The 23121-nt window shown below is 74.4% G+C and carries 22 protein-coding genes; 13 read left to right on the top strand and 9 right to left on the bottom strand.

The annotated features are described in order from the left end of the window. Positions 1-14: 14 nt before the first annotated feature. Positions 15-473 (bottom strand): hypothetical protein, encoded by a 459-nt coding sequence (locus ACFYYW_RS03030; protein WP_387644391.1) that lies wholly within the window; start codon positions 471-473, stop codon positions 15-17. Between the two features lie 177 nt (positions 474-650). Here ACFYYW_RS03030 and ACFYYW_RS03025 point away from each other — a divergent pair, with 177 nt between their 5' ends. Further along, positions 651-1403, top strand: a complete 753-nt coding sequence (locus ACFYYW_RS03025; protein ID WP_387644388.1) for a DNA-formamidopyrimidine glycosylase family protein — start codon at positions 651-653, stop codon at positions 1401-1403. After that, positions 1400-2458 (top strand): spore photoproduct lyase family protein, encoded by a 1059-nt coding sequence (locus ACFYYW_RS03020; RefSeq protein WP_387644385.1) that lies wholly within the window; start codon positions 1400-1402, stop codon positions 2456-2458. The genes ACFYYW_RS03025 and ACFYYW_RS03020 overlap by 4 nt, the downstream gene beginning before the upstream one ends. Before the next feature lie 35 nt (positions 2459-2493). On the opposite strand, the gene ACFYYW_RS03015 is transcribed toward ACFYYW_RS03020, so the two are convergent. Then, a complete protein-coding gene (locus ACFYYW_RS03015; protein WP_387644382.1) occupies positions 2494-3627 on the bottom strand; it encodes a LysR family transcriptional regulator in 1134 nt (377 codons plus the stop codon). 92 nt (positions 3628-3719) lie between these two features. Here ACFYYW_RS03015 and ACFYYW_RS03010 point away from each other — a divergent pair, with 92 nt between their 5' ends. After that, positions 3720-5165: a hypothetical protein gene (locus tag ACFYYW_RS03010; protein ID WP_387644380.1), complete on the top strand. Its 1446-nt coding sequence runs from the start codon at positions 3720-3722 to the stop codon at positions 5163-5165. Then, a complete protein-coding gene (locus ACFYYW_RS03005) occupies positions 5162-5989 on the top strand; it encodes an alpha/beta fold hydrolase (protein ID WP_387644378.1) in 828 nt (275 codons plus the stop codon). Before ACFYYW_RS03010 ends, ACFYYW_RS03005 begins: the two co-directional genes overlap by 4 nt. Positions 5990-6077: 88 nt before the next feature. Here the strand turns inward: ACFYYW_RS03005 and ACFYYW_RS03000 are convergent, their stop codons facing one another. Beyond that, positions 6078-7451 (bottom strand): MFS transporter, encoded by a 1374-nt coding sequence (locus tag ACFYYW_RS03000; RefSeq protein WP_387644375.1) that lies wholly within the window; start codon positions 7449-7451, stop codon positions 6078-6080. Between the two features lie 109 nt (positions 7452-7560). Between ACFYYW_RS03000 and ACFYYW_RS02995 the strand changes: the two genes are divergently transcribed. Next, positions 7561-7797: a hypothetical protein gene (locus ACFYYW_RS02995; protein WP_387644373.1), complete on the top strand. Its 237-nt coding sequence runs from the start codon at positions 7561-7563 to the stop codon at positions 7795-7797. 109 nt (positions 7798-7906) lie between these two features. On the opposite strand, the gene ACFYYW_RS02990 is transcribed toward ACFYYW_RS02995, so the two are convergent. Beyond that, complete coding sequence (locus tag ACFYYW_RS02990; protein WP_387644370.1) at positions 7907-8494, bottom strand: TetR/AcrR family transcriptional regulator; 588 nt, start codon at positions 8492-8494, stop codon at positions 7907-7909. A gap of 66 nt (positions 8495-8560) precedes the next feature. On the opposite strand from ACFYYW_RS02990, the gene ACFYYW_RS02985 reads away from it, so the two are divergent. The 4 genes from ACFYYW_RS02985 (at position 8561) to ACFYYW_RS02970 (ending at position 13520) form a co-directional block, all read left to right on the top strand. Next, positions 8561-10423, top strand: a complete 1863-nt coding sequence (locus ACFYYW_RS02985) for an ABC transporter ATP-binding protein (protein WP_387644367.1) — start codon at positions 8561-8563, stop codon at positions 10421-10423. Further along, positions 10420-12141 carry an ABC transporter ATP-binding protein gene (locus ACFYYW_RS02980; RefSeq protein WP_387644364.1) on the top strand — a complete coding sequence of 574 codons (1722 nt, stop codon included), beginning with the start codon at positions 10420-10422 and terminating at the stop codon, positions 12139-12141. Before ACFYYW_RS02985 ends, ACFYYW_RS02980 begins: the two co-directional genes overlap by 4 nt. A gap of 32 nt (positions 12142-12173) precedes the next feature. Further along, entirely contained in the window at positions 12174-12842 is a 669-nt protein-coding gene (locus ACFYYW_RS02975; protein ID WP_387644361.1) for a class I SAM-dependent methyltransferase, read from the top strand. Positions 12843-12950: 108 nt separating this feature from the next. Further along, positions 12951-13520 (top strand): hypothetical protein, encoded by a 570-nt coding sequence (locus ACFYYW_RS02970; RefSeq protein ID WP_387644358.1) that lies wholly within the window; start codon positions 12951-12953, stop codon positions 13518-13520. A gap of 12 nt (positions 13521-13532) precedes the next feature. On the opposite strand, the gene ACFYYW_RS02965 is transcribed toward ACFYYW_RS02970, so the two are convergent. After that, positions 13533-14087: a D-alanyl-D-alanine carboxypeptidase family protein gene (locus tag ACFYYW_RS02965; RefSeq protein ID WP_387644355.1), complete on the bottom strand. Its 555-nt coding sequence runs from the start codon at positions 14085-14087 to the stop codon at positions 13533-13535. A gap of 122 nt (positions 14088-14209) precedes the next feature. Here ACFYYW_RS02965 and ACFYYW_RS02960 point away from each other — a divergent pair, with 122 nt between their 5' ends. Further along, positions 14210-14905 (top strand): response regulator transcription factor, encoded by a 696-nt coding sequence (locus ACFYYW_RS02960; protein ID WP_352326324.1) that lies wholly within the window; start codon positions 14210-14212, stop codon positions 14903-14905. Further along, complete coding sequence (locus ACFYYW_RS02955) at positions 14898-16013, top strand: sensor histidine kinase (protein ID WP_387644353.1); 1116 nt, start codon at positions 14898-14900, stop codon at positions 16011-16013. The genes ACFYYW_RS02960 and ACFYYW_RS02955 overlap by 8 nt, the downstream gene beginning before the upstream one ends. Here ACFYYW_RS02955 and ACFYYW_RS02950 read toward each other — a convergent pair. Then, positions 15973-16794: a helix-turn-helix domain-containing protein gene (locus ACFYYW_RS02950; RefSeq protein ID WP_387644350.1), complete on the bottom strand. Its 822-nt coding sequence runs from the start codon at positions 16792-16794 to the stop codon at positions 15973-15975. The two genes, ACFYYW_RS02955 and ACFYYW_RS02950, sit on opposite strands and share 41 nt — an antisense overlap. Before the next feature lie 101 nt (positions 16795-16895). Here ACFYYW_RS02950 and ACFYYW_RS02945 point away from each other — a divergent pair, with 101 nt between their 5' ends. Both ACFYYW_RS02945 and ACFYYW_RS02940 read left to right on the top strand, forming a co-directional pair. Next, positions 16896-17720, top strand: coding sequence for a phytanoyl-CoA dioxygenase family protein (locus ACFYYW_RS02945; RefSeq protein ID WP_352326327.1), 825 nt, complete (start codon positions 16896-16898; stop codon positions 17718-17720). Positions 17721-17761: 41 nt separating this feature from the next. Further along, the gene (locus tag ACFYYW_RS02940) at positions 17762-18538 is read left to right on the top strand and encodes a hypothetical protein (RefSeq protein ID WP_387644346.1); all 777 of its coding nucleotides are present in this window, start codon (positions 17762-17764) and stop codon (positions 18536-18538) included. A 41-nt stretch (positions 18539-18579) separates the two neighbouring features. Here ACFYYW_RS02940 and ACFYYW_RS02935 read toward each other — a convergent pair whose 3' ends face one another. The 3 genes from ACFYYW_RS02935 to ACFYYW_RS02925 form a co-directional block, all read right to left on the bottom strand. After that, positions 18580-21087 carry a hypothetical protein gene (locus tag ACFYYW_RS02935; protein WP_387644343.1) on the bottom strand — a complete coding sequence of 836 codons (2508 nt, stop codon included), beginning with the start codon at positions 21085-21087 and terminating at the stop codon, positions 18580-18582. Between the two features lie 69 nt (positions 21088-21156). Continuing rightward, positions 21157-21762: a cysteine hydrolase gene (locus tag ACFYYW_RS02930; protein WP_387644340.1), complete on the bottom strand. Its 606-nt coding sequence runs from the start codon at positions 21760-21762 to the stop codon at positions 21157-21159. 27 nt (positions 21763-21789) lie between these two features. Further along, positions 21790-23031, bottom strand: coding sequence for an MFS transporter (locus ACFYYW_RS02925; RefSeq protein WP_387644337.1), 1242 nt, complete (start codon positions 23029-23031; stop codon positions 21790-21792). Positions 23032-23121: the final 90 nt, after the last annotated feature.

Below are 23121 nucleotides of genomic sequence, written 5' to 3'. Positions count from 1 at the left end.
ACCACCCTTTCCGCTCAGCCGACGAAGGGGGACGCGAAGGCGAACTGTTCCCGGTGGACCAGGTCGGTGACCTGGACGGAGCCCACGGCGCGGTCGAACTGGAAGGGGTTGTTGTCAGGGACGCTCCGCGTGCCGCAGAACGCGGTCTGCCCGTTCTGGAGGTGGATGGCGGTGCACCGGGCGTTGCCGGGGAGCGGGTCGAGCGTGGCGGTCAGGGTCTCGACCTCGACCGCGGAACCCGTGCCGTTGAAGACCTCGGTCTGGGCCTGCTTCCAGGAGGCGCCGGTGCCCCAGATGCAGGCCCGGGCCGACAGGCCGGGGAAGACCGCGCTGGAGACCCAGCTCCCGCAGGTCGGGTCGGCCGCGGCCCGGACGCTGCTCGCGTCGGCCGCACCGGGCGCCGTCACCGCCGCCCCCGCCACCGCCGTCGCGATGAGGGCCCGGGACAGGGCCCTCGCCGTTCTGTCGTTCATGGTGCTCGTCCTTCCGTGGGACGGTATGACCGCCCGAGCCTTCGTCGCCCTGCGTGAGCGATCACTTACGTCGCGTCCATGCTGTTGGGCCGGAAGGGCGGCGGGCAACGTTCGGTCCACTCAGCGGACCGGCCGCCCGCGGCGCGTCGGCGCAGCTCACGGGGTAGGGCCCCGGGCATGCCCGAAGGACACCTCATCCACCGGCACGCCGCCGGGCAGCACGCGGACCTGGCCGGCCGGACGGTGCTCGCCGCGGGACCGCAGGGGCGGTTCGACGCGCGGCCGTGGGACGGACGCGTGCTGACGGAGGTGGAGGCGCTCGGCAAGCACCTGCTGTACCACTTCGCGGACGCGCCGACGGTGCACGTCCACCTGGGCATGCGGGGGATCTTCCTGCGGTACGACGACCCCGGGACGTCGCCGCGGCCCGGCACCCGGTTGCGGCTGGCGACCGGCGAGGTGGCCTACGACCTGATTGCGCCCGCGCGGTGCGAGGCGCTGACCCGCGGGCAGGTGGCGGCGTTGCGTGACTCGCTCGGGCCCGATCCGCTGCGCGCGGACGCCGTGCCGGAGCAGGCCGTGGCACGGCTGACCGCGTTCGGCGGGCCGGTGGGCGCGGCCGTGCTGGACCAGAAGGTGTGGTCGGGCATCGGCAACGCGTGGCGGGCCGAGCTGCTGTTCCTCGTCGGCCTGCATCCGAACGCCCGCGGCGTCCGCGCCGAGACCGCCGGGCGGCTGTGGGACGCGGCGGTCAGGTATCTCGCTCTCGGCCGGGACGCCGGGCAGGTGGTGAGCGACCCGGAGGCCCCTTCCGAGCGCTGGGTGTACCGGCGCGAGCACTGCCGAAGCTGCGGCGCACCCGTGCTGACCTGGCAACTCGCGTCCCGGACCGCATATTCTTGCCCCATGGAACAGCCGGAGCGGCCGTGACCGGCCTCCTCGACGTCCGGCGGATCTACGCCGAGCCCGCGGCCGCCGCGCTGCCGCGCGGGCGGGAGATCCTCGCCAGGTTCCCCGCCGCCGAGATCGTCGAGGTCGAGAGCCACCACCGCATCCCCGAGCTGTACGGCGACGAGGCGAACGTGGCCCGCTGGGTGCGCATCAAGACCGAGGCGCTCGTGCTCGGCGTCAAGAAGTCGCTGACGGCCCGGCCCAACGGCCGCTCGGCCGACTTCATCGCGCCCTCCACGGCCAACGGCTGCGCGATGGCGTGCGCCTACTGCTACGTGCCCCGCCGCAAGGGGTACAGCAACCCGATCACGGTGTTCGCCAACATCGACCAGATCACCGGCTACCTGCGGCGGCACGCCGGCCGCCAGGGCGTCAAGCCCCGGCCCGACCAGGTCGATCCCCGCCTGTGGGTGTACGACATCGGCGAGAACTCCGACTGCTCGCTCGACGCCACGATCTGCGACAACGTCCGGGACCTGGTCGAGCTCTTCCGCGACCTGCCCAACGCCAAGGCCAGCTTCGCCACCAAGTACGTCAACCGCGACCTGCTCGGCTGGGACCCGCGGGGGCGTACGCGGGTGCGGTTCAGCCTCATGCCCGCCGCCGACTCCAAGCTCCTGGACATCCGCACCTCGCCGGTCGCCGAGCGCATCGACGCGATCGACGACTTCGTCGCGGCCGGTTACGAGGTCCACGTCAACCTGAGCCCGGTGGTGGTCCGGGACGGCTGGCTGGAGGACTGGGCCGAGCTGCTGGAGCGGCTCGACGACGCGCTGTCACCGCAGGCCCGCGCCCAGCTCGCCGCCGAGGTGATCTTCCTGACCCACAACGACCGGCTCCACCAGGTCAACCTGGGCTGGCACCCGAAGGCCGAGGAGGTGTTGTGGCGGCCTGAGCTGCAGCAGGCCAAACGGTCGGAGACGGGCGGCTGGAACGTCCGCTACCGCAACGGACACAAGGGCCGCTACGTCGCCGCCCTGACCGGGCTGATCGCCGCCAGGCTCCCCTACTGCCGCATCCGCTACGCCTTCTGACGACTACGCCTTCTGACAGCTACGCCTTCTGACAGCTACGCCTTCTGACGGGCTGGCCTGGCCTCGGGTCCGGGGAACCACGCGCCGTCCGGGACGCCGAGCCAGTCGTGGGCGGCGGCCAGCTCGTCCACGGCCTGGTGGAGGGCTTGCAGGCCGGGATGGTCGTCGTCGGCGCGCCAGATCATCGTCCAGGGGAACATGGCGACCGGGTCCACGAGCGGGCGCAGGACCGCCCCCTGGATGTCGGGTTGCGTGGTGAGCGTGAGGATGGGCGCGTCGCGGTCGCGGAGGTGCTGGGCCAGCTCGTCGCCGCCGCGCACGTGCGGGTGGGCCAGGGCGGCGTCGACGCCGAAGGGGGCCAGCAACTGCAGGACGGCGTGCTCCCAGCCGGGCGTGGCGTGGTCGCCGGCGCGGATGCACGGGCTCGCGCCGCGCAACGACTCCAGGGGGATCACGGGCAGCCGGGCCAGCGGGTGACGCTCGGGCAGCAGCACCGCGATGCGCTCGTGGCGTACCGGCCGCCACCGCACGCGGCCGGACGCTCCCAGGCCCGGCGCTCTGACGCCGGGCGCTCCGAGGCCGGACGCTCCGAGGCCGGACGCTCCGAGGCCGGACGCTCCGAGGCCGGACGCTCCGAGGCCGGACGCTCCTGAGCCGAGTGCTTCGGAGCTGAGCGTTCCGGAGCTGAGCGTTCCGGAGCTGAGCGTTCCGAGGCCGGGCGGTTCGGGGCTGCGGCCGAAGGTGACGTCCAGGCGGCCGTCGGCGAGCAGGGGCGGGGCCGCTTCGGTGCCGCTGTGGAAGCGGGCGAAGAACTCCACCCCCGGCGCGTGGGCGCGGGCCGCGGCCAGCACCAGGGCAGGGGTCAGACCGGCGCCGACGACGTCGACCGTCAGCGACCTGGGCCGGCCGCGCAGGTCCAGCATGGTGGCGTCGTACAGGGCGAGGATCTCCCGTGCCCGGGTCAGCAGCAGGCGTCCCTCCGGGGTGAGGGCGACCTTGCGGGTGGTGCGCTCCAGGAGCCGGCGGCCCACCCGGTCCTCCAGCTTGCGGACGTCGCGGCTGAGCGCCTGCTGCGCCACGTACAGGCGCTGGGCGGCTCTGCTGAAGTGCAACTCCTCGGCGACGGCCACGTAGTGGCGCAGCAGGCGGATCTCGACGTCGTCCGGCATGCCACCTTCCTACCTGATTCACACTGCTGGCGCGTGAATCGCGTTCGAACAGGTGTTGGACCCCGACGCCGCGCCACCGCAAGGATCAGGACATGGCCGGACGAGGAACGATCACCCTCTGCTACGGGCTGACGGGCGTCACGAACGCGGTGTGGGCCGCCACGCTGCCCGCCACCGACGCGCGCCTCGGGCTCGGGCCCGGCGGACTCGGCGCGCTGCTCATGGTGCTGGCCGCCGGCTCCCTCGTGGCCATGCCGGTGGCCGGACGGCTGTGCGACCGGTGGTCCGGAGGCGGGCTGCTGCGGGTCTGCGCACCGGCGGCGGCGCTGGCGCTGGCCGGCCCGGCGCTGGCGGCCGGTCCCGGGCCGCTGATGGTCTCGGCCGCTCTGCTCGGGGTGCTCTTCGGTCTGCTGAACGTGGCCCTGAGCGTCCAGGCGGTGGCCGTCGAGCGAGGGCTCGGGCGGCCGATCATGGCCACGGTGCACGGCACGTGGACGCTCGGCGCGGTGGCGGGCGGCGCGCTCGTCACGGCGGCCCTGCGTGCGGGGGCCGACGTGCGGGTGCTGATGCTGGTGGGCGCGACAGCGCTGACCGCCGCCATGGCCGCCGTCGGGGGCGCCGCCATGGCCACCACCCGGGCCACGGCCGGAACCACCACCGGGACCACCACCGGGACCACGGCCGGAATCACCGTCAGGACCACGGCCGGGACCACGGGCGAGACCGCCACCGGGGGCACGGCCGGGACCACCGTCGAGGCCACCGTCGGGGGCGCTGCCGGGACCACCGTCGGGGTCACCGTCGGGGGCGCTGTCAGGACCACTCTCGGGGCCGTCGGCGGGGGTGCGGGCGGGGTGCGCGGAGCGGAGGGGCGGGGGGCGGAGGGGCGGGGGGTGGCTCGGCTCAGGCCGGGGGTGCTGGCCATGCTGGGCGTGATCGGCGCCGCCGCGTTCGTCGCCGAGGGCGCCGCCACCGACTGGGCCGGGGTGCACGCGACCCGCGTCCTGGGCGCCGACCCGGCCACCGGGTCGCTCGTCTACACCGTCTTCTTCGTGGCGATGACGCTCGTCCGGTTCGCCGGCGACGCCGTCAGGACGCGGCTCGGCGTCCGCGTCACGATCCGGCTGGCCGGCGCGACCGCCACCGCCGGTTACGGGCTCGTCCTGCTCGCGGGCGTCCTGCCCGTGGAGGCGGCCGTCCGGCTGGGCTGCGCCATGGCCGGTTGGGCGCTGTCCGGCGCGGGCGTGGCCGTGGTCTGGCCGGTCGTGGCCAGCCTGCTCGGCACCGTGGGCGGGGCCGCGCGCGGCCTGTCCGCGGTGACCACCGTCAGCTACGGCGGCGGCCTCGTCGGCCCCGCCCTCATCGGGTACGTCGCCACGACGGCGTCGCTGCCCCTCGCCCTGGTGATCCCGGCAGCCCTGGCGCTGCTCGTGGCCGTCGCCGCACCACCGCTGTTGGACGCGGTCGCCACGACCGCGGCCGCGGCCGACCATCCGGCGGCCCACGTCAGGGCCGCCGCTTCCAGGAGGACATCATGACCGCGACTGTCTCCACGACCGTCTCCACGCTCGACGTCCCGGGCGCCCGCCTGCACTTCGAGGTACGCGGCCAGGGCCCGCTCGTCGCACTCGTCGGCGCGCCGATGGACGCCGGCTCCTTCGCCGCGCTGGCCGACCTGATCGCCGGCGACCACACGGTGCTGACCACCGACCCGCGCGGCATCAGGCACAGCCCGCTGGACGACCCCGCCCAGGACTCCACGCCGCGGCTGCGCGCCGACGACCTGTCCCGCCTGCTGGCGCACGTGGACGCCGGTCCGGCCGTCGTCTTCGGCTCCAGCGGCGGGGCCGTCACCGCGCTGGCCCTGGCGCAGGCCCGTCCCGAGCAGGTGCGCGGCGTCGTCGCCCACGAACCGCCGCTGATCGAGCTGCTGCCGGACCGCGACGAGCTGCACCGCCAGACCGACGAGCTCATCGCCGCCTACCTGAGCGGCGACGTCGTCGGAGCCTGGGCAGGGGTCATGGGCCAGGCCGGCATCACGGTGCCGGACGGCGCGCTGGAGATGATGTTCGGCGGCCCGCGCGACCCGCGGGACGTCGCCGACGAGCGCCGCTGGTTCGCCCACGAGCTGCACGCCACCACGCACTGGGCGCCCGACCTGGACCGGCTGCGCGCGACGCCCGGTCTGGTGATCGGCATCGGCGAGGAGTCGGCCGGGCAGCTGTGCGACCGCGCCTCCCGCGCCCTCGGGCAGGCGCTCGGGCTCGACCCCGTCCTGTTCCCCGGCGACCACACGGGCTTCGCCGACGACCCCGACGCGTTCGCCCCCGTGCTGCGAGCGGTGCTGGACCGGCTGCGCTGAATCCCGGCGACGACACAGCAGCCCGACCGCTTCCCGGCTTGCCGCCGTCACGCCGTCACGCCGAACGCCTCCCGGCCCGGCGGCGCCGTCACGCCGGCGAACCGACCTGGGGCGGGGGGGGGGGGGGGGGGGGGCCGCCCCCCCCCCCCCCCCCCCCCCCCCCCCCCCCCCCCCCCCCCCCCCCCCCCCCCCCCCCCGGGGGCCCCGCCCCCCCGGGGCCCCCCCCCGCCCGGGGGGGGGGGGGGCGGGGGGCCCCCCCCCCCCCCCGCGCCTCGCGGACGAAGCACAGCGCCACCGCGCCCGCCACGGGCCCGGCGGCCAGGGTGGCGAACGCGGCGGAGAAGGAGCCGCCGGCCTGGTAGACCGCCCCCACGACGACCGGCACGGTCACGCTGCCCAGCTGCGCCACCGCGTTCGTCGCGCCCGCCGCCGAGCCGGCCAGCGCCGTCCCGGACAGGCCGGGCACCATGGCGATCAGCAACGGCGAGTACAGGTACGCGCCCAGCCCCGCGAACCCGGCCGTCACCAGGAACGCCGTCTCCGTCTCCATGCGGCCGAACAGCAGCAGGCAGCCGGCGAAGGCCACCAGCACGGCGACCGCCGGGCGTTTGCGTCCCCGTCCGGCCAGGTCGGTGGCCAGGCCGATGACCGGTTTGCCCACCGCGCCCGCCGCCGCGAACACCACGACGACCGTCCCGGCCGTCACCGGGTCGAGCCCGTGCCCCTTCACCATGAGGGTGTTGGACCAGGTCACGAAGCCGTACGTGCCCCACAGCCCGCCGAAGCCGGCCAGGCCGATCAGCAGCAGGTCCCGGTCGCGGGCCAGGCCGCGCAGCGACGGGCGCGCGGCCGGCGCGGCCGGCGGCTCGCGCCGGTCGCGCAGCAGTGTCAGGCACACCAGCGCGAGCCCCATCGACACGATCCCGAACAGGTGGTAGGAGGCCCGCCAGTCGTACCACTGGATCAGCCGGGGCACGAGCACGTTGGCGATCATCGTGCCGAGCGACGAGGCCATGGTGAACACGCCCATCGCCAGCCCGCGCTCCCGCTCGCCGAACCAGGACGCGATGAGCTTGACGCCCGCCGCGAAGTCGGCCCCCGCGCAGAGCCCGATCAGCGCCTGCACCGCGATCCCGGCCCCGGCGGACGGCACGGACCCGAACGCGATCATGAAGCCGCCCGCCGTGAACAACGACCCCGACAACACGACCCGGCTGCCGATCCGGTCGCCGAGCAGCCCGCCGCCGATGTTGGACAGCACGTAGCCGACGTAGTACGCCGTCGCGAACGCCCCCAGCCCGGCCAGCGACACCCCCAGCGCCTCGCCCGCCTGCAGCGACGCGGGCCCCCAGGTGGAACGGTCGACGGAGGTCATGGTGAGCGAGGCCCAGCAGAGCAGCAGCACGACCCACCGCCGCGGGGACCGGAGCTCGACCGACGGTGACCCTGTGTAATCGCTCACGTGCGGTCACGCTACTGCTTCACACCACGCCATGTGACTCTCTGTACTTGAGCTATAACAATCTGCTACTGTCGGCGGTCCTTCCAGACCACGTCGAGGGGACCTCGAAATGTTCAAGAGAAGACGCGGATCAGCCGGCCTCGCGATCGCCGCCGCCGTGGCCGGCGTGCTGGCCTCCGCCGCGCTGGCCGGGCCGGCCCGCGCGGCCGCTCCCGCACCGCTGCCCCACCCCTACCCCGGCTTCGGCCCCGCCTGGCCGGCCCCGGCGGGCCCGGCCCACGTCCACGACCAGGCCGCCCGCGGCGACCAGGGCCTGCTGAACAAGATCGCCTCCGGGGTGTCGTGACCCCCGCACCGGCGCAGGCGCCGGGCGTCGGCCTACGGCGACGCCCGGCCCGTCCACTCCGCCGGGAACCCTCCGCCTGACCATCCGCGGAGCCGACGCGGCACGCGGATCAGGCGCCGGGCGCTTCCCCGGGCTCGCCGGCGAAGTGCCGCAGAACCATCTCGGTCAGCGCGTCGACGTCGGCCTCGACCATCGGCTCGCCGGTCATGCCCATCCGGTGCAGCAAGGTGCCGACGACGACGTCGATGTAGAGCAGGACGCGCTGCTCCGGCTCGCCGAGCGCCTCCTGGAGCGCGAGCCGGTACGGGTCCTGGAACCGGGTGGACAGGACCTCACGCAGGGCCGGATCGCTGACGGCGTCGCTGAACACGCCCGCGAACGCGTCGCCCGTGCCCGGCTCGCTGATCTTCCCGGCGATCCACCGGATGATCGACGACATGATCTCGGCCCGGTCGGCGCCCTCCAGCGGCGCCGGACCGAACGCGTCGAGCAGGCAGTCGACGATCAGCTCGCCCTTCGTCGGCCAGCGCCGGTAGACCGTCGTCTTCGCCACACCGGCCGCGGCGGCGATGCGCTCGACGGTGGCCCGCGCGTAGCCGAGCTCGTGGACGGTGCGCAACGTGGCGGCGAACACCTCGGCGTTGACGCCGGAGCGCGGGCGACCGGGCGGTCTGGCGGAAGTGCTCGCTCGGGACATGCCTGAACGATATCCGATTGCGCTACCTTAAGTATCGATACTTCAGGTAGCGGAATTGGAGGACCCATGACCGGCAGCCGCGAAACGAGCCGGGGACACCGGCCGGCCCCCGAGCCGCCCGAGGCCGTCCCCGAGCCGCCCGAGGCCGTCCCGCCGCCGGAAACGGGCGCGGGCGGGCTGCTGCGGCCGCACGTGCCGGCGTTCGTCGCCGTCGTCGTGTCGCAGGTGATCGGCGCGGTCGCGGGCCTGGCGCCGCTGCTGGCGGTCGTCGAGGTGGGCCGCGTCCTGCTGTCGCCGGGCCCGGTGGACGCCGATCGCGTCCGGATCGCGGTGCTCGCGGGCGTGGCCGGGCTGTTCGTGCGGCTGCTGCTGACGGGCGCGTCGTCGGGGCTCGGGCACGTGCTCGACGGCCGGGTGCAGCTGTCGTTACGTCGGCGGCTGGCGGACCGGCTCGGGCGCGTGCCGCTCGGCTGGTTGTCCACCCGCCGCACCGGCGAGCTGGCCAAGGTGGTGGGCGAGGACGTCAGCGCGGTGCATCCGTTCATCGCCCACGCCCCCGGCGACCTGGCCGCGGCGTTCGTGGTGCCGGCGGTGTCGCTGGCCTACCTGCTGACCGTCGACTGGCGGCTCACCCTGATCACGCTGATCCCGGTGGCGCTGGCCCTGGCGCTGGTGCCGCTGATGATGCGGCCCGCGCGGCTGCGCGAGCAGGAGGAGTTCGACGCCGCCATGGGGCGTATCGCCAGTTCCGTCGTGGAGTTCGTGCAGGGCATCGCGGTGGTCAAGGCGTTCGGCGGCGCCGGGCGCGCCCACCAGGCTTTCCTGCGCGCCGCCGACGACTTCGCCGGCACCTTCGGCCGGTGGGCGCGCGGCATGTCCCTGATCGCGGCGGGGATGCAGGTCGCGTTGTCGCCGCCGTTCGTGCTGCTGGTCGTGCTGGCCGGCGGTGCGGCCCTGATCACCGGCGGCGGCCTGGCCCCGGCCGACCTGCTGCCCTTCCTGCTGCTCGGGCTGGGCCTGACGGCCCCGGTCGCGGCGCTCGGCCACGGCTTCGACGATCTCCAGGCCGCCCGGCGCGCGGTTGCCCGGATCAAGGACGTGCTCGCGGTGCCGCCGCTGCCGGAGCCCGCCCGTCCGGTCGTTCCCCGGGGGCACCGGATCGAGCTGCGGGACGTGCGGTTCGGCTACGACGACGGCCGCGAGGTGCTGCGCGGGATCGACCTGGAGCTGGAGCCGGGCACGGTCACCGCGCTCGTCGGGCCGTCGGGCGGCGGCAAGTCCACGCTGGTGCGGCTGTTGCCGCGGTTCTTCGACCCGACGCACGGCTCGGTCGTCCTGGGTGGGGTCGATCTGCGCGAGATCGGCAGCCGGGAGCTCTACCGGCGGGTCTCCTTCGTCTTCCAGGACGTCCGGCTGCTGCGCGCGTCGGTCGCGGACAACATCGCGCTGGGCGTGCCGGACGCCGGCCGCGAGGAGATCGTGCGGGCCGCCCGGCTCGCGCACATCCACGACCGCGTCCTGGAACTGCCCCGCGGGTACGACACGGTGATCGGCGAGGACACCGGCCTGTCCGGCGGCGAGGCGCAGCGCATCTCGATCGCCCGCGCGCTGCTGGCCGCCACGCCCGTGCTGGTGCTGGACGAGGCCACCGCCTGCGCCGACCCGCAGACCGAGCAGGCGGTGCGCCGCGCCCTGGCGACCTTGGACGGCGAGCGGACGATCCTGGTCATCGCCCACCGCCTGGAGACCGTCATCGACGCCGACACCGTCGCCGTGCTGGAGAACGGGACGATCGTCGAGCGCGGCAGGCCCGCCGACCTGCTGGCGCGGGACGGGCGGTTCGCCGCGTTCTGGCGCTCCCACCGATCGGCGCTCACCGACGAGACCGAGACCGGCGACGCCGTGCCGCAAGGAGGACGATCCCGATGATCCGCATGTTGCTGCGCGTGCTGGGACACCGCTACGCCGGACCGGCGCGCCGCACCGTGGCCCTGATGACGACGACCGCCGCGGCCGAGGGGCTGTCCTACGCGCTGCTGGTGCCCGTGCTGCGGGCGCTGTTCGGGGGCGCGCCCGCGGACGCCTGGCCCTGGCTGGCCGCGTTCGGAGCCGCGGTGGCGGTCTACGCCGTGCTGCGCTACACCAGCGACCTGGCCGGCATGCGGGTGGGGACCTCGATGTTGCGCGGCATGTACCACCGGCTCGGCGAGCACCTGGCCCGGCTCCCCCTCGGCTGGTACGACACCGGCCGGGTGGGCGAGGTGTCCGTGATGGCCAGCCGCGGCCTGTTGCAGGCGATGAGCATCATCGCCCACCTGCTGGCGCCGTTCGTCTCCGCGCTGGTCACGCCGTTGACCATCGTGGCGGTGATGTTCACCGTCGACTGGCGGACGGGGCTGGCCGCGCTGGCCGCGGCGCCCGTCGTGGCGGCGGTCCAGCGCTGGACGGCCCGCTCGACGGCGGCGGCCGACGCCGAGCGCCACGAACGCGACAAGGAGGCCGCGGGACGCGTCGTCGAGTTCCTCCAGACCCAGCCGGTGCTGCGCGCCGCGGGCCGCACCGGCGAACGGTTCGCGCTGCTCGACGACTCGCTGCGCGAGGTGCGGCGCGCCTCCCGCCGTACGGTGGTCTCGACGTTGCCCGGCGTGGTGGGGCTGGCGCTGGTGGTGCAGGCCGCGTTCAGCCTGATCCTGGCGCTGGGCGCCTACCTGGCGCTGGGCGGGGAGCTCGGCGTGGCGGAGGTCCTGGCGGTGCTCGTGCTGACCGCCCGCTGCGCGGACCCGCTGCTGTCGCTGTCGGAGGTCGGGGGCAAGCTGCGTGCCGCGCGGTCCGTGCTGGCCAGGCTGGACGCGGTGCTGCGCACCGAGCCGCTGCCGGAGCCGCGCGAACCGGTCGAGCCGGTACGCCACGACCTGGCGTTCGAGTCCGTCGCCTTCCGGCACGGCGACCGCGCGGTGCTCGGCGACGTGTCGTTCTCCGTGCCCGAGGGGCAGCGGCTCGCCGTGGTCGGGCCGTCGGGGGCGGGCAAGAGCACGCTGCTGCAACTGCTGGCCCGTTTCCACGACGTGGACGCGGGCGCGGTCCGCGTGGGCGGCGTGGACGTGCGCGACATGAGCACCGAGACGCTGATGAGCCGGATCTCCGTCGTCTTCCAGGACGTCTACCTGTTCGACGGCACGATCGAGGACAACGTGCGGCTCGGCCGTCCGGACGCCGGCGAGGCCGAGGTGCGGGCGGCGGCGACGGCGGCCCGGCTGGACGAGGTGGTCGAGCGGCTGCCCGGCGGCTGGGCGGCGAACGTCGGCGAGGGCGGGGCGCTGCTGTCCGGCGGCGAGCGCCAGCGCGTCTCGATCGCGCGGGCGCTGCTGAAGAACGCCCCCGTCGTGCTGCTGGACGAGGTGACCTCGGCGCTGGACCCGGTGAACGAGGCGGCCGTCCACGAGGGCGTCGAGCGGCTGATGGCGGGGCGTACCGTTGTCATGGTCGCCCATCGCATGCGGACCGTCCGGCGCGCCGACCACGTCGTCTTCCTCGACGGCGGCCGGATCGTGGAGGCCGGCTCCCACGACGAGCTGCTGCGCCGCGGCGGCCGGTACGCCGGTTTCTGGAACGCCTCGGCGGCCGTCCCCGGCTCGATAATGGAGTGAACCAGCTGGATCATGTGCGTACTGTGACGAAGGTGGATCCAGCTGACTTCTACACCGGCCTGGTCGCGGAGCTCTACGGGCCGCTGAAATCCGTCTCCCAGGACCCGGAGCCCTATGCCGCCTTCGTCGGGCGTACCGGCGTCCCCGCGCTGGAGCTGGGCTGCGGGGACGGCGATCCCCTGCTGGAGCTGCGCCGGCGCGGCCTGGACGTCGACGGCGTCGACTCCTCGGCGGACATGCTGGCCCGGCTCCGGCACCGGGCCGGCGAGCTGGACGTGTCCGTGACGCTGTTCCACCAGCGCATGGAGAGCCTGAGCCTGCCCCGCCGCTACCGGTCGATCTTCCTGGCCGGGCCGACCTTCACCCTGCTCCCCGACGACGCCACGGCGCTGGCGGCCCTGCGCGGCATCCGCGCCCACCTGGAGGAGGGCGGCGTCGCGCTGGTTCCGCTGTTCACCCCCGACCCGGTCCCGGCCGACCAGCTCGGCCGGGCGCGCACGGCCGTCGCCCCCGACGGCGCCGCCCTGCGGGTGTCCGTCGTCTCCCAGCGACGCGACGAGACCGCCCGGACGCAGACGACCCTCCTGCGCTACGAACGCCACCACGGCCCGGACGTCACCGTCGCCGAACGCCCGTGGGTCCTGCACTGGTATCCCCGCGAGGTGTTCGAGGAGCTGGCCGCGACCGCGGTCTGGCCGTGACCGCCGTCACCGGGCCGGACGGCGACCCCGTCCCCGCCCACGCCACCGACCTGCACGTCCACCTCGAACCCGCCGCCTGACGCGGCGGCGGGCCCGCGCAATATGGTCGTGCGTCTTCGCGCGTTCACGGCGCGGCCGCCGCGCCGCCCGGGGCATCATGCCCCATGCCGAACGCGCAGGCCAGGAGCCTGTTTCCGATCGAAGTTCTGGAACCTGACGCCGCAGGCCGAGCCGCCCCGGACCGCGCCCGCCGACCCGGATCTGCTGCCGGCGCTGGCCCAGCTCACCGCGCCGCTGCTGGCCGCCCGGCGCGGCCTGCTGGCCACGATGCTCCTCCCCCACACCGTGGCCAACCTGCTGCTGGCCTGCATCCCGTTCGCCCCGGACCTGGCCACCGCCGTCGTCCTGCTGCTGCTCCGCCAGACGGTGTCCAAGATCGACGTACCGGCGCGGCAGGCGTTCACGGCCGCGGTCGTCCCGCCGGGGCAGCGTACGGCCGCCGCCGGCATGACCAGCCTGGCCCGCGGCGTCGCCGTCTCGGTCGCGCCGATCGCCGCCACCACCATGCTGACCGGCACGCTGGCCGCGCTGGGCGCTCCCCTGCTGCTGGGCGCGGCCCTGGGCCTGGGCTACGACCTGGCGCTCTGGCGCGCCTACCGCGGCGTGCCCCTGTCCTGAGCGGGACGCGGGTCAGCGCCGCAGCCTCGGGTCGCGGGTGGGGTCGGCGTACATGCGCGGGCAGCCGCGGCCGACGGCCTTCGGACGCAGTTCGTAGTGCCAGGGCTCGTTGCGGTAGATCTGGCACAGCCCGTACGCGGCGCCGTGCGCCGACAACCATCCGGCGGCGGCCGCCCCCAGGTCGACCGCGTCCCCGGACACGTGCAACGACCTGTCCGGGGAGGCGACCCATCGGGCGGCCTCCCGCGCCGAGCCGTACCGGGCGACCGCCTCGAGGCGCAGCCGCTCCTGGTACGCCGGGGAACGCCGGCCGCTGTTGACGACGAACTCGACGCCGTCGCCCGCCGCCTCGGCCGCCGCCCGGCGCAGGGCCCGGAGCAGGTCGGCGTCGAGGCCGGCGACGGCCGGGACCCCGTCGTCGAAGACCGTCGCGCCGTCGGGCACGGCCCCCTCGGCCTCCTCGTACGCCGAGACGGCCGGGGACGTCGCCGCCTGATGGACGACGACGCCGGCGGCGAGCGTCACACCGAGGACGACGAGCGCGGCCACCAGGGCCGGCCGGGCCACGCGGGCTGCCGTTCGTGCTGGTCCGCTGGGTATCATGCCGCCAGTCAAGGCAGCGGGCCGTTGCCGGCCCGTATGGGATTTTTCATATGCCGGCGATAGGCCCCGGGCCGTACGGTCAGGGTATGCGGGTACTGATCGTGGAGGACGAGCCCTATCTGGCGGAAGCCGTCCGCGACGGTCTGCGCCTGGAGGCGATCGCCGCCGACATCGCCGGCGACGGGAACACCGCCCTGGAGCTGCTGAGCGTCAACGCCTACGACATCGCCGTCCTCGACCGCGACATCCCGGGGCCTTCGGGCGACGAGATCGCCGGGCACATCGTCGCCTCCGGCAGCGGCATGCCCATCCTCATGCTCACCGCCGCCGACCGGCTCGACGACAAGGCCAGCGGCTTCGAACTCGGCGCCGACGACTACCTCACCAAGCCCTTCGAGCTGCGCGAACTCGTGCTCCGCCTCAGAGCGCTCGACCGCAGGCGGGCCCACAGCAGGCCGCCGGTGCGCGAGATCGCGGGCCTGCGCCTGGACCCGTTCCGCCGCGAGGTCTTCCGCGACGGCCGCTACGTCGCGCTCACCCGCAAGCAGTTCGCCGTGCTCGAGGTCCTCGTCGCGGCCGAGGGCGGGGTCGTCAGCGCCGAAGAGCTCCTGGAGCGGGCGTGGGACGAGAACGCCGACCCCTTCACCAACGCCGTCCGCATCACGGTCTCGTCCCTGCGCAAGCGCTTGGGCGAGCCCTGGGTGATCGCCACCGTGCCGGGGGTCGGCTACCGCATCGACACGGCGCCCGCGGCCGGGAGCGAGGGGGACGATCGTGGGTAGGGCCCCCGGGCTGAGCGTGCGGCTCAAGCTCACCCTGAGCTACGCCGGGTTCCTCGTGGTCGCGGGCCTCGTGCCGCTCGGCGCCGTCGGGGTGTACTACATGCGCGGTCTGCCCGACGACGCCATCTACTCCACCGGCGACTTCATGGTCAACCGCTCGGCCATCCTGCGGTCGTTCGCCCCGGTCGCGGCTCTCGTGCTGGTGTTCCTGATGGTGTTCGGCCTCGTGGGCGGGTGGCTGCTGGCCGGCCGGATGCTCGCGCCCCTCACCCGCATCACCGACGTCGCCCGCGCAGTCACCGGCGGCTCGCTCTCCCACCGCATCCGGCTGCCGGGCCGCGCGGACGAGCTGCGCGAGCTCGCCGACGCCTTCGACACCATGCTCGTACGGCTCGAGGCGCACGTCGCCGAGCAGCGCAGATTCGCCGCCAACGCCTCCCACGAGCTGCGCACCCCGCTCGCCGTCGCCCGGACGCTGCTCGACGTCGCCCGCACCGACCCCACCCGCGACCCCGCCGAGCTCGTCGACCGCCTCCATCTGGTCAACACCCGGGCGATCGACCTCACCGAGGCGTTGCTCCTGCTCAGCCGTGCCGACCAGCGGTCCTTCCCGCGCGAGCGCGTCGACCTGTCGCTGATCGCCGAGGAGGCCGTCGAGACGCTGCTGCCCCTCGCCGAGCGGCGCGGCCTCGCCGTCGAGACCGCCGGTGACCTGGCCCCCGCCACCGGCTCGCCCGCGCTGCTGCTGCAGATGACGACGAACCTCGTGCACAACGCGATCGTGCACAACCTCGCCGGGCAGGGCACGGTGTGGGTCACGACCGCCGTGCACGCCGGGACGGTGACCCTCACCGTCGAGAACACCGGCGACGAGCTGCACCCGGACGTGGTCCCCACGCTGGTGGAGCCGTTCCGGCGGGGCACCGACCGCGTCCGCGCCGATCACGCGGGGGTCGGGCTGGGCCTGGCGATCGTCGGCAGCATCGTCCGCGCGCACGACGGGACGCTCGACCTCGTCCCGCGCCCGTCCGGGGGCCTGCGCGTCACCGTGCGTTTCCCGGCGGGCGTCACGGAGGGCACCCCCCGTCGGCGCTCGCCCGCCGCCTGAACTCCGTGGGCGTCAGGCCGGTCGATTCGCCGAAGGCCCGGTAGAAGCTCGACCTCGTCCGGAAGCCGCTGGCGTGCGCGACCCTGTCCACGCCCCAGTCGGTGACCAGCAGCAACCGGCAGGCGTGGGCGACCCGCAGCCGGGTGACGTACTGCCAGACGGGCATGCCGAGGGCGCGTTTGAAGGCCAGGGCCGCGTAGGTGGGGTGCACCCCGGCGGCTTCGGCGATCTCCTCGACCGTCAGCCGGTCGGTGTAGCGGCGGGCGACGACGGCCAGCATCCGCTCGGCCGATCCGGCCGCCGCCGCTTCGGCGGGCGCCGTCCCGCGCGGCCCGCCGGTCAGGCGGGCCAGCCGGGCGTGCATCTCCAGCAGGCAGACCTCGGCCACGGCGGGGGCCGGCTCGTGGCGCAGCTCCCGGTCCCAGCGGCTCATGAGGAAGCGGTCGTGCTCGCCCTCGGCGGCGGTGCCGTACAGGAACTCTCCCGACAGCGCCCGCTCGACCGCGCCGCGCAGCGGGTCGTGGCCGATGACGGCGCTCAGCGGGACGGTCGCCCACAGGAAGTCCACGCCCTCGGCCGTGAGCAGCCGGTGCGGGTAGCCGCCCCAGAAGACGGCGAGCCGGCCGGGCGGCAGGTCCACCTCGCCGCCGACGGTCGCGTACCGGGCGGTGCCCGACAGGACGAGGTTGAACTCGACCTCGGGGTGGAGGTGGGAGCGGGGCATGGGACCAGACGTCACGTGGAACGCCTGCAGGCCGATGACCTGGGCGAGAGATCGCACACCTTGAGGATATGCGACATCTCCGATCTTCCGGGTGGATGACCGGAACGACCCCATCACGGCAGAGTGGCGGCATCTCACCACACCCCGGAGGTTCCACCATGTCCGAGCTGGACGACTTCCTGTTCGACCTCAACGGCTACCTGATCCTCAGGAACGCCGTGGACGCGGATCTGCTGCGGCGGCTCAACGAGGAGTTCGACGCCTTCCCCCGCCACCTGGCCAGGGGCGAGTGGTACCGGGGCGCACAGCGCCGCGACTACACCCCCGAGACCGGCTTCGAGCTGCACCAGGCGGTGGCGGCGGGCCGGCCGTTCGAGGAGCTGGTCGACCACCCGAGCTGGTTCGGCCTGGTCAGGCACTACGCGGGCGAGGAGGACAGCTACATCCCGGGCGTCTTCGTCGACGAGACGATCGCCTCCATCCGCGAGTCGGGCGGGCACCACCCCGTGCACTCCGGCGGCTACCGCACCGCGCTGCGCTGCGGCTACCGCTACGACCACGGCGTCTTCCGCTGCGGCCAGGTCAACATCATCCTCGCGCTGACCGACATCGGCGCGGGCGACGGCGCGACGATGGTGGTGCCGGGCTCGCACAAGTCGAACTTCCGGCACCCGCTGGCCGGCGACTACGCCAGGGGCGACCGCATGGACACCCTGCCGGGCGCGATCCCCGTCCACCTGGACAAGGGCGACGCGCTGCTCTTCGTGGACGGGCTCATGCACGGCGGCTCCACCCGCACCAACCCCGGCGAGCGCCGCGTGGTCATCTACCGCTACGGCCCGGTATGGGCGGGCAGCAGGTACGGCTACGTCCACGACGAGTCCTGGCTCGGCGGCCTGACCGAGCAGCGTCGCAAGGTGCTCTGCCCGGTCCCGCCCGTCCGCGTCGGCGACCCCTGCCCCGCGGAGCCCGGCGACAGGTGAGCAACGGTCACGCCCGCTCGCGGATGTGACAGCCTGGAGGCGTGACTGTCGAGTGGTCCCGTGCCGATGCGCTCGCAGCCGTCAGGGCGCGGCTGCTGCGTCCTGGCGCCGTGACGGCGGGCTTCGCAGGGGTCGAGGTCGTGGCGGAGGGCGACGGCCTGCTGGTGGTCTTCCGCTGGCGGCGGGACCCGAACACGTACGCCTTGCGCATCGGGTTCCCGGCGGCGTCGGAGAGCGCGTGGACCGGCCTTCCGGTGTCCTCGGCCGACGCGTGGGCCCACGACGTCGAGTTCCTCCTCATGGAGGAGCTCGACACCGGGCTGGTCCGCCGGAGCCGCCGGACGGTCCGCGACGGCCGGGTCCTGCTGGACACCCGCGACGCTCCGGACGTCTGGCCGGCCGGATACTACGTCGACGCGGTCCCCCTCGACGACGACGCGCCCGCCACCGATGCCGGGTTCTGGCTGGCCAGGGCGGGGCTGGACGTCGGCGTCCCGCGGCGGCTGATCGCCGAGGCGCGGCTGGCCTGCTGGCTCCAGGCCTACCTCGACCACGACCGCGGGGAGCCCTTCGTCGGCCACGCGGCCGCGTCCTGGGAGGACGAGCGGCACACCATGGCCCGCCTCGACGTGGCGTGCGTGCTGCCCGGCGTCCCGGCCGGGGTGCGCCGGGCGCTGGCCCGCCTCGCGGTCCACGAGGTGGCCGAGGCCGGCGCCCTGGGCGTCGTCACCGCGATCGACGTCCCCGAGCTGCGGGAGCTCGGGTTCGGGCCCGCGGACGGCGGCGGCCTCGTCCTGCGCACCAGGAGCGGTGCCTGACCCCGGCGTGACGGGCCCGTGCCCGGGATCAGCGCACGGGCTCAGCGGCGGGGGCAGGCGAACTCGTCGTGCGGACCCCAGGTGGTCTTCACGTCGCCGCCGTCGCGGCGGCCGCACTCCATGGCCACCACCGGCCCTTGGGGGGTGTCGCGGAGGATGAGGAACCTCTTGTCGGACGGCACGACGGTCACCGCGCCCGAGGCGTTGCGGGGATCGCTCGGGTAGACGATCGTGCCCGTGGCGCCGCGCAGGCCGGCGTCGCCGCCGACGCCGAAGGAGGACAGCACCTGCACCGAGCCCCGCCCGCACCCCGCCGCCTTGTTGAGCTGGCAGACGGTGTTGACGGCCGTGGCCATGGTCATGAGGGCGTCGTAGGCGAGCGGCCCGCGCCAGTGGTCGTACCAGGCGTCGTGGCCGTAGGCGGCGGAGTAGCGGTCGAGGTACTCCTTGCCCATCTCGTTCGGCGGCCGGCTGGGCAGCGCGTGCGCCGAGTAGTAGAGCGTGACGCCGTCGAAGGACAGTTGCTGCGCGCGCGCCACCGTGGTGGTGACGTCGGCCCCGGCCAGCACGGTGAGCGCGCTCGGGCAGGCGTTCTTGCCCTTGACGGTCTGCAGGAAGTCGCGCAGCCGCTGGGCCCGTCCCGGCCAGACGACCAGGGTGCGCCGCGGGTCCTTGGCGACGATCGCGCAGGTCTCGTCGGCCAGCGCCGACAGGCTGTAGACCGTCTTGCCGCCGGGCTGGGGGCTCTTGTTCGACGGCGAGAACCACAGCTGGGTGCTCGGCCGGAACGCGGCGGCGAGGTCGTCGCTGAGGGTCTTGCTGTAGTCGTCGTCGGGGTCGCCGAGGATGACGGCCGACGCGGCGGGGGCGCAGGTGCCGTCCTTGGCGGGGATGACGCCGGCGTTCCTGGCGAAGGCCGCGATGAGCCGGGCCTGCTCCGGATTGTCGTAGGAGACCTGGTGATAGAGCGGGTGCGACTGGAAGGTCTCCGAGGTGGCGCCGATGCCCAGCATGGGCAGGCCGCCGTCGCCGAGGATCCGCTGGGCCTCGATCGTCTCCTTCCTGCTCTCGCCCAGCCCGATGACGCCGAGCACCTTGCGGTCCGGCTGGGCCGCGATCCGGCGCGCCATCTCGGGCGCCTTCGCGTACCCGGCGCCGGCCTCCTGGACGTTCACCCGCACGAAGACGTTGCCGTCGTAGTTGCGCCGGCTGTGCGGGGTGGCCTCGGCCATGTCGTTCATCTTCTGCTGGGCCAGCCGGATCCCGCGCAGTTCGGGGAGCACGCCGTTGTACTCGGGGTGCTCGAAGGTCACGACGCCGGAGCCGAGGTACACCACCGTCTTGACGGTGTATCCCTCCTTCTCCTTGGCCGCGACTCTGGCGTTCTCGGCCTCGATCCGCTGTTTGTCCGCGGCGTAGAGGCGCTGCGCCCCGGCGGCGTCCGGGACCGGGGAGGGCGGCCCCGCGGAGCCGGGCGCGGGCCGCGCGAGGCAGGAGGTGTCCGGCGGCCGGATCGGGGGCAGCCAGGGGATCGCGAGCAGGACCGCCAGCCCGGCCACGGCCAGGCCCTGCGCCACGGCCTCCGTCGTGGCGAGCGCGGGGCTGCCGAGCCGTACGGGGATCCTGGTGCGGCCCGCCAGGGCGGCGGCGTCGAGGCCGTCGGTCCCCTGGATGACGCCCTCCGTCGTGGCAAGGGCCGTCGTGGCGAGGGCCGTCCTGCCGTCGAGGGCGCTCGCCGTCCACCTGAGGTCCGGGCCCGGGGCCTCGGCGCCGGACGCCGGGGCGGCGATCACGATCGTGCGGCGTACGCGGGTGTCCCGTACGGCTTCGGCGACGCGGTCGGTGAGCGCGGCGTCGCCGGTGACGAAGAGCACGAACCTGCTGCGGCGACGCCGCCGCCACGGTGACAGCCTGGGGGTGAAGGCCGCCTCCAGGTCGCACAGGAGCGCCCGGAGCAGGGCCCCCTCCTGCTTCTCCCGGTCGGGGCCCCACATGAGCCGGCCGGCTTCGGGGAAGAAGTCGGCCTTGTCGTGCCCGATGTGGCGGGGGAACCAGCCCCGGGTCCGGCGGCGCCACGACCAGCGGAAGACTCCCCGGATCGCCCAGCCCGCCACGATGAACAGCAGAACCTGGAAAAACAACGACAATCCGCCTACTTGGTTGGCGTTCCGGACGAAATAGGCGAGATTTGGGTGGAGGTCGTGAAAAGCCAGCTCTAGTGCACCGGTTGCCTGCTCACCTTCCTTTATCGCCTTCAACACCCGATAACGGGGAAAACGTACTGTGCCCCAGCCGCGTGGCGTCGTGTTCCCCAGCTGGACGACGATCCCGTCCAGGCCGGTGGCTGCGTCGACCTCGGCGTACGGGACGAGCGGCCGGTCGTCGGCCGTGCGCAGGCGGCGGGCGAGCGCCTTGACCACGACGCCGGGGGCGGCCGCCCGGGTGCCCTTATAGATCTTCACGACGAGCGCCGGAGCGGCCCTGCGTGCCGTGACTCTTTCGTCGATCATCGAGGCGAACGCGTCGAAGTCGCCGTTCGAGGGAGCCATGCACCCAGTATTGGGGGCGCGGGTAATTCGGCCCGCCCGCGATACGAAAGTGAAATCGAACGTTCGCGGCTATCGGCTTGCGCGCAGGAGCGACAGCAGCCCGGCGGTGTCGACGACGTGGGCCGTTCTCGGGAACACGCCGCCCACCAGCGTCCGGTGGAGGTGCGGGTCCGGGTCGGCGACCCCGTCCGACAGGACGTGCAGCCGGTAGTCGCGGTCGGCGGCGTCGGCGACGGTGGACAGGACGGCCCCGCCGGTGGTGAGCCCGGCGACGACCAGCGTGGTGATCCCGCGCTCCCGCAACCGCCGGTCGAGGTCCGTCGTGGACAGCGCGCCGACCCGGGTCTTGCGGACGACCAGGTCCCCGGGCTCGGGCGCGACCCGCGGGTGGAAGTCCGTGCCGGGATCCTCGTGGTGCAGCAGGCGTCCGCGCCCGATGAGCGAGAACGTCGGGTTGGCGGCCGGGATCGCCGCCCAGTCCGCCTCGGTGAAGCCGAGCCGCACGTGGACGACGGCGGCGCCGTGCGCGCGCAGGCCGGCGGCGGCGCCGGCCACCCGGGACAGCAGCGCCTCCTGCTCCTCCGGACCGGGCAGCGAGGCGAGCACGCCCTGCTGGAGGTCCAGGACGAGCAGCGCGGTCGTGCGGGGGTCGAGCTCGGGGGACGTGACGGTCATCGTTGTCTCCTTGGTGATGAGGGGGATTCAGGCGTGGGACGCCGGCACCGGCTCGGGACGGGCCGCGGCGGCGCGCCGGGGAAGCAGCAGCGGGGTCGCCAGCAGGAGCACGCCGGCCAGGCCGATGGCCATGCGGGGGCCGAGCAGCGCGCCCAGCACCCCCCACGCGGCCGTCAGCAGCGCGGTCGACGCCTTGGTCGTCACCGACCAGGCCGACAGCGTGCGGGTGATCCGGTCGTTCGCGGTGCGTTCGAGGCGGTAGGTGGCCGAGACGGGGTTGAAGACGCCGCAGCAGAAGATGAGCCCGAGTTCGACGCCCATCACCAGCAGCAGCCCGCCGGTGCCCGGCCCCACGAAGGCCAGCCCGACCGGCCACACCGCGCGCAGCGTCCCGGTCACGACCAGGACGCGGTGCTGCCCGAACCGGGTGACCAGCGGACGGGCCAGCCGCGCCCCGAGCAGCCCGCCGATCGCGGGCACGGCGAAGGCGAGACCGTACTGCCACGAGGCGAACCCCAGCCGGCCGAGCATCAGGACGGCCAGCAGCGCGTCGGCGGCCATCAGCAGCCCGTTGAACAGGGCGGTGTTGAGGAACAGCGGGTGCAGCGCGGCGTCGGCGAGGATGTGCCGCCAGCCGTCGAGCAGGTCGCCGGCGCGCATGCGGGCGGGCTCCCGTCGTCCGGGGAGCGGCTCGCCGCCGCCCGCCGCGCGGACGCCCAGGGCCGACAGCAGGTAGCTGACCGCGTCGGCCACCACCGTCGCGACCGGGCCGAGCAGCGCGATCGCGGCGCCGCCCAGCGGCGGCCCGACGATCGTGGTCGTCCAGGTCGTGGACTCCAGGCGGGCGTTCGCGACGAGCAGGTGCTCGCCCGGCAGCAACGTCTTGAGGTACGCCCCGGAGGCGGCGCGGAAGGTGATGTCGGCCGCCGCCACCACGACCGAGACCAGCAGCAGCTGGACGAAGGTGAGCACGCCGAGCGCGAACGCGGCGGGGATCGTCAGCAGCGCCGCGAACCGCACGAGGTCCGCCGCGATCAGCACGGGCCGCTTGCGGCGGAACTCCACCCACGGGCCGAGCGGCACCGCCACGGCCGCGCCCACGGCCGCGCCCACCGCCGACAACGCCGCGACCTCCGCCGGCCCGGCGTGCAGCACCTGGACGGCGATCAGCGGGAACGCGCCGAAGGCGAGCCACGTGCCGAGCGCGCTGGTGCCGTACGCCGCCCACAACCATCCGAACCGGCGGCCCAGCCGGTGCCCGTCCCTCATGTCCGACGCTCCTCGTCACTCGCCCGTACAACCGATATGCGATCGGGAGCATGCAATCGCGCCGGTGACCAGGAGATCAAACAACCGGAT

The sequence above is a fragment of the Nonomuraea sp. NPDC001831 genome, from assembly GCF_042892035.1.
Taxonomy (GTDB): Bacteria; Actinomycetota; Actinomycetes; order Streptosporangiales; family Streptosporangiaceae; genus Nonomuraea.
The sequence above is the reverse complement of the archived record's forward strand: the minus strand, read 5'-3'. Positions and strand labels throughout refer to the sequence as shown.

Excerpts from the sequence above, each read along its gene's own strand:
- ACFYYW_RS03025 (WP_387644388.1), top strand. The coding sequence starts at position 651 with ATGCCCGAAGGACACCTCATCCACCGGCACGCCGCCGGGCAGCACGCG.
- ACFYYW_RS02995 (WP_387644373.1), top strand. The coding sequence starts at position 7,561 with ATGTTCAAGAGAAGACGCGGATCAGCCGGCCTCGCGATCGCCGCCGCC.
- ACFYYW_RS02990 (WP_387644370.1), bottom strand. The coding sequence starts at position 8,494 with ATGTCCCGAGCGAGCACTTCCGCCAGACCGCCCGGTCGCCCGCGCTCC.
- ACFYYW_RS02925 (WP_387644337.1), bottom strand. The coding sequence starts at position 23,031 with ATGAGGGACGGGCACCGGCTGGGCCGCCGGTTCGGATGGTTGTGGGCG.
- ACFYYW_RS02985 (WP_387644367.1), top strand. The coding sequence starts at position 8,561 with ATGACCGGCAGCCGCGAAACGAGCCGGGGACACCGGCCGGCCCCCGAG.
- ACFYYW_RS02960 (WP_352326324.1), top strand. The coding sequence starts at position 14,210 with ATGCGGGTACTGATCGTGGAGGACGAGCCCTATCTGGCGGAAGCCGTC.
- ACFYYW_RS03005 (WP_387644378.1), top strand. The coding sequence starts at position 5,162 with ATGACCGCGACTGTCTCCACGACCGTCTCCACGCTCGACGTCCCGGGC.
- ACFYYW_RS03010 (WP_387644380.1), top strand. The coding sequence starts at position 3,720 with ATGGCCGGACGAGGAACGATCACCCTCTGCTACGGGCTGACGGGCGTC.
- ACFYYW_RS03015 (WP_387644382.1), bottom strand. The coding sequence starts at position 3,627 with ATGCCGGACGACGTCGAGATCCGCCTGCTGCGCCACTACGTGGCCGTC.
- ACFYYW_RS02935 (WP_387644343.1), bottom strand. The coding sequence starts at position 21,087 with ATGGCTCCCTCGAACGGCGACTTCGACGCGTTCGCCTCGATGATCGAC.
- ACFYYW_RS02980 (WP_387644364.1), top strand. The coding sequence starts at position 10,420 with ATGATCCGCATGTTGCTGCGCGTGCTGGGACACCGCTACGCCGGACCG.
- ACFYYW_RS02945 (WP_352326327.1), top strand. The coding sequence starts at position 16,896 with ATGTCCGAGCTGGACGACTTCCTGTTCGACCTCAACGGCTACCTGATC.
- ACFYYW_RS03030 (WP_387644391.1), bottom strand. The coding sequence starts at position 473 with ATGAACGACAGAACGGCGAGGGCCCTGTCCCGGGCCCTCATCGCGACG.
- ACFYYW_RS02930 (WP_387644340.1), bottom strand. The coding sequence starts at position 21,762 with ATGACCGTCACGTCCCCCGAGCTCGACCCCCGCACGACCGCGCTGCTC.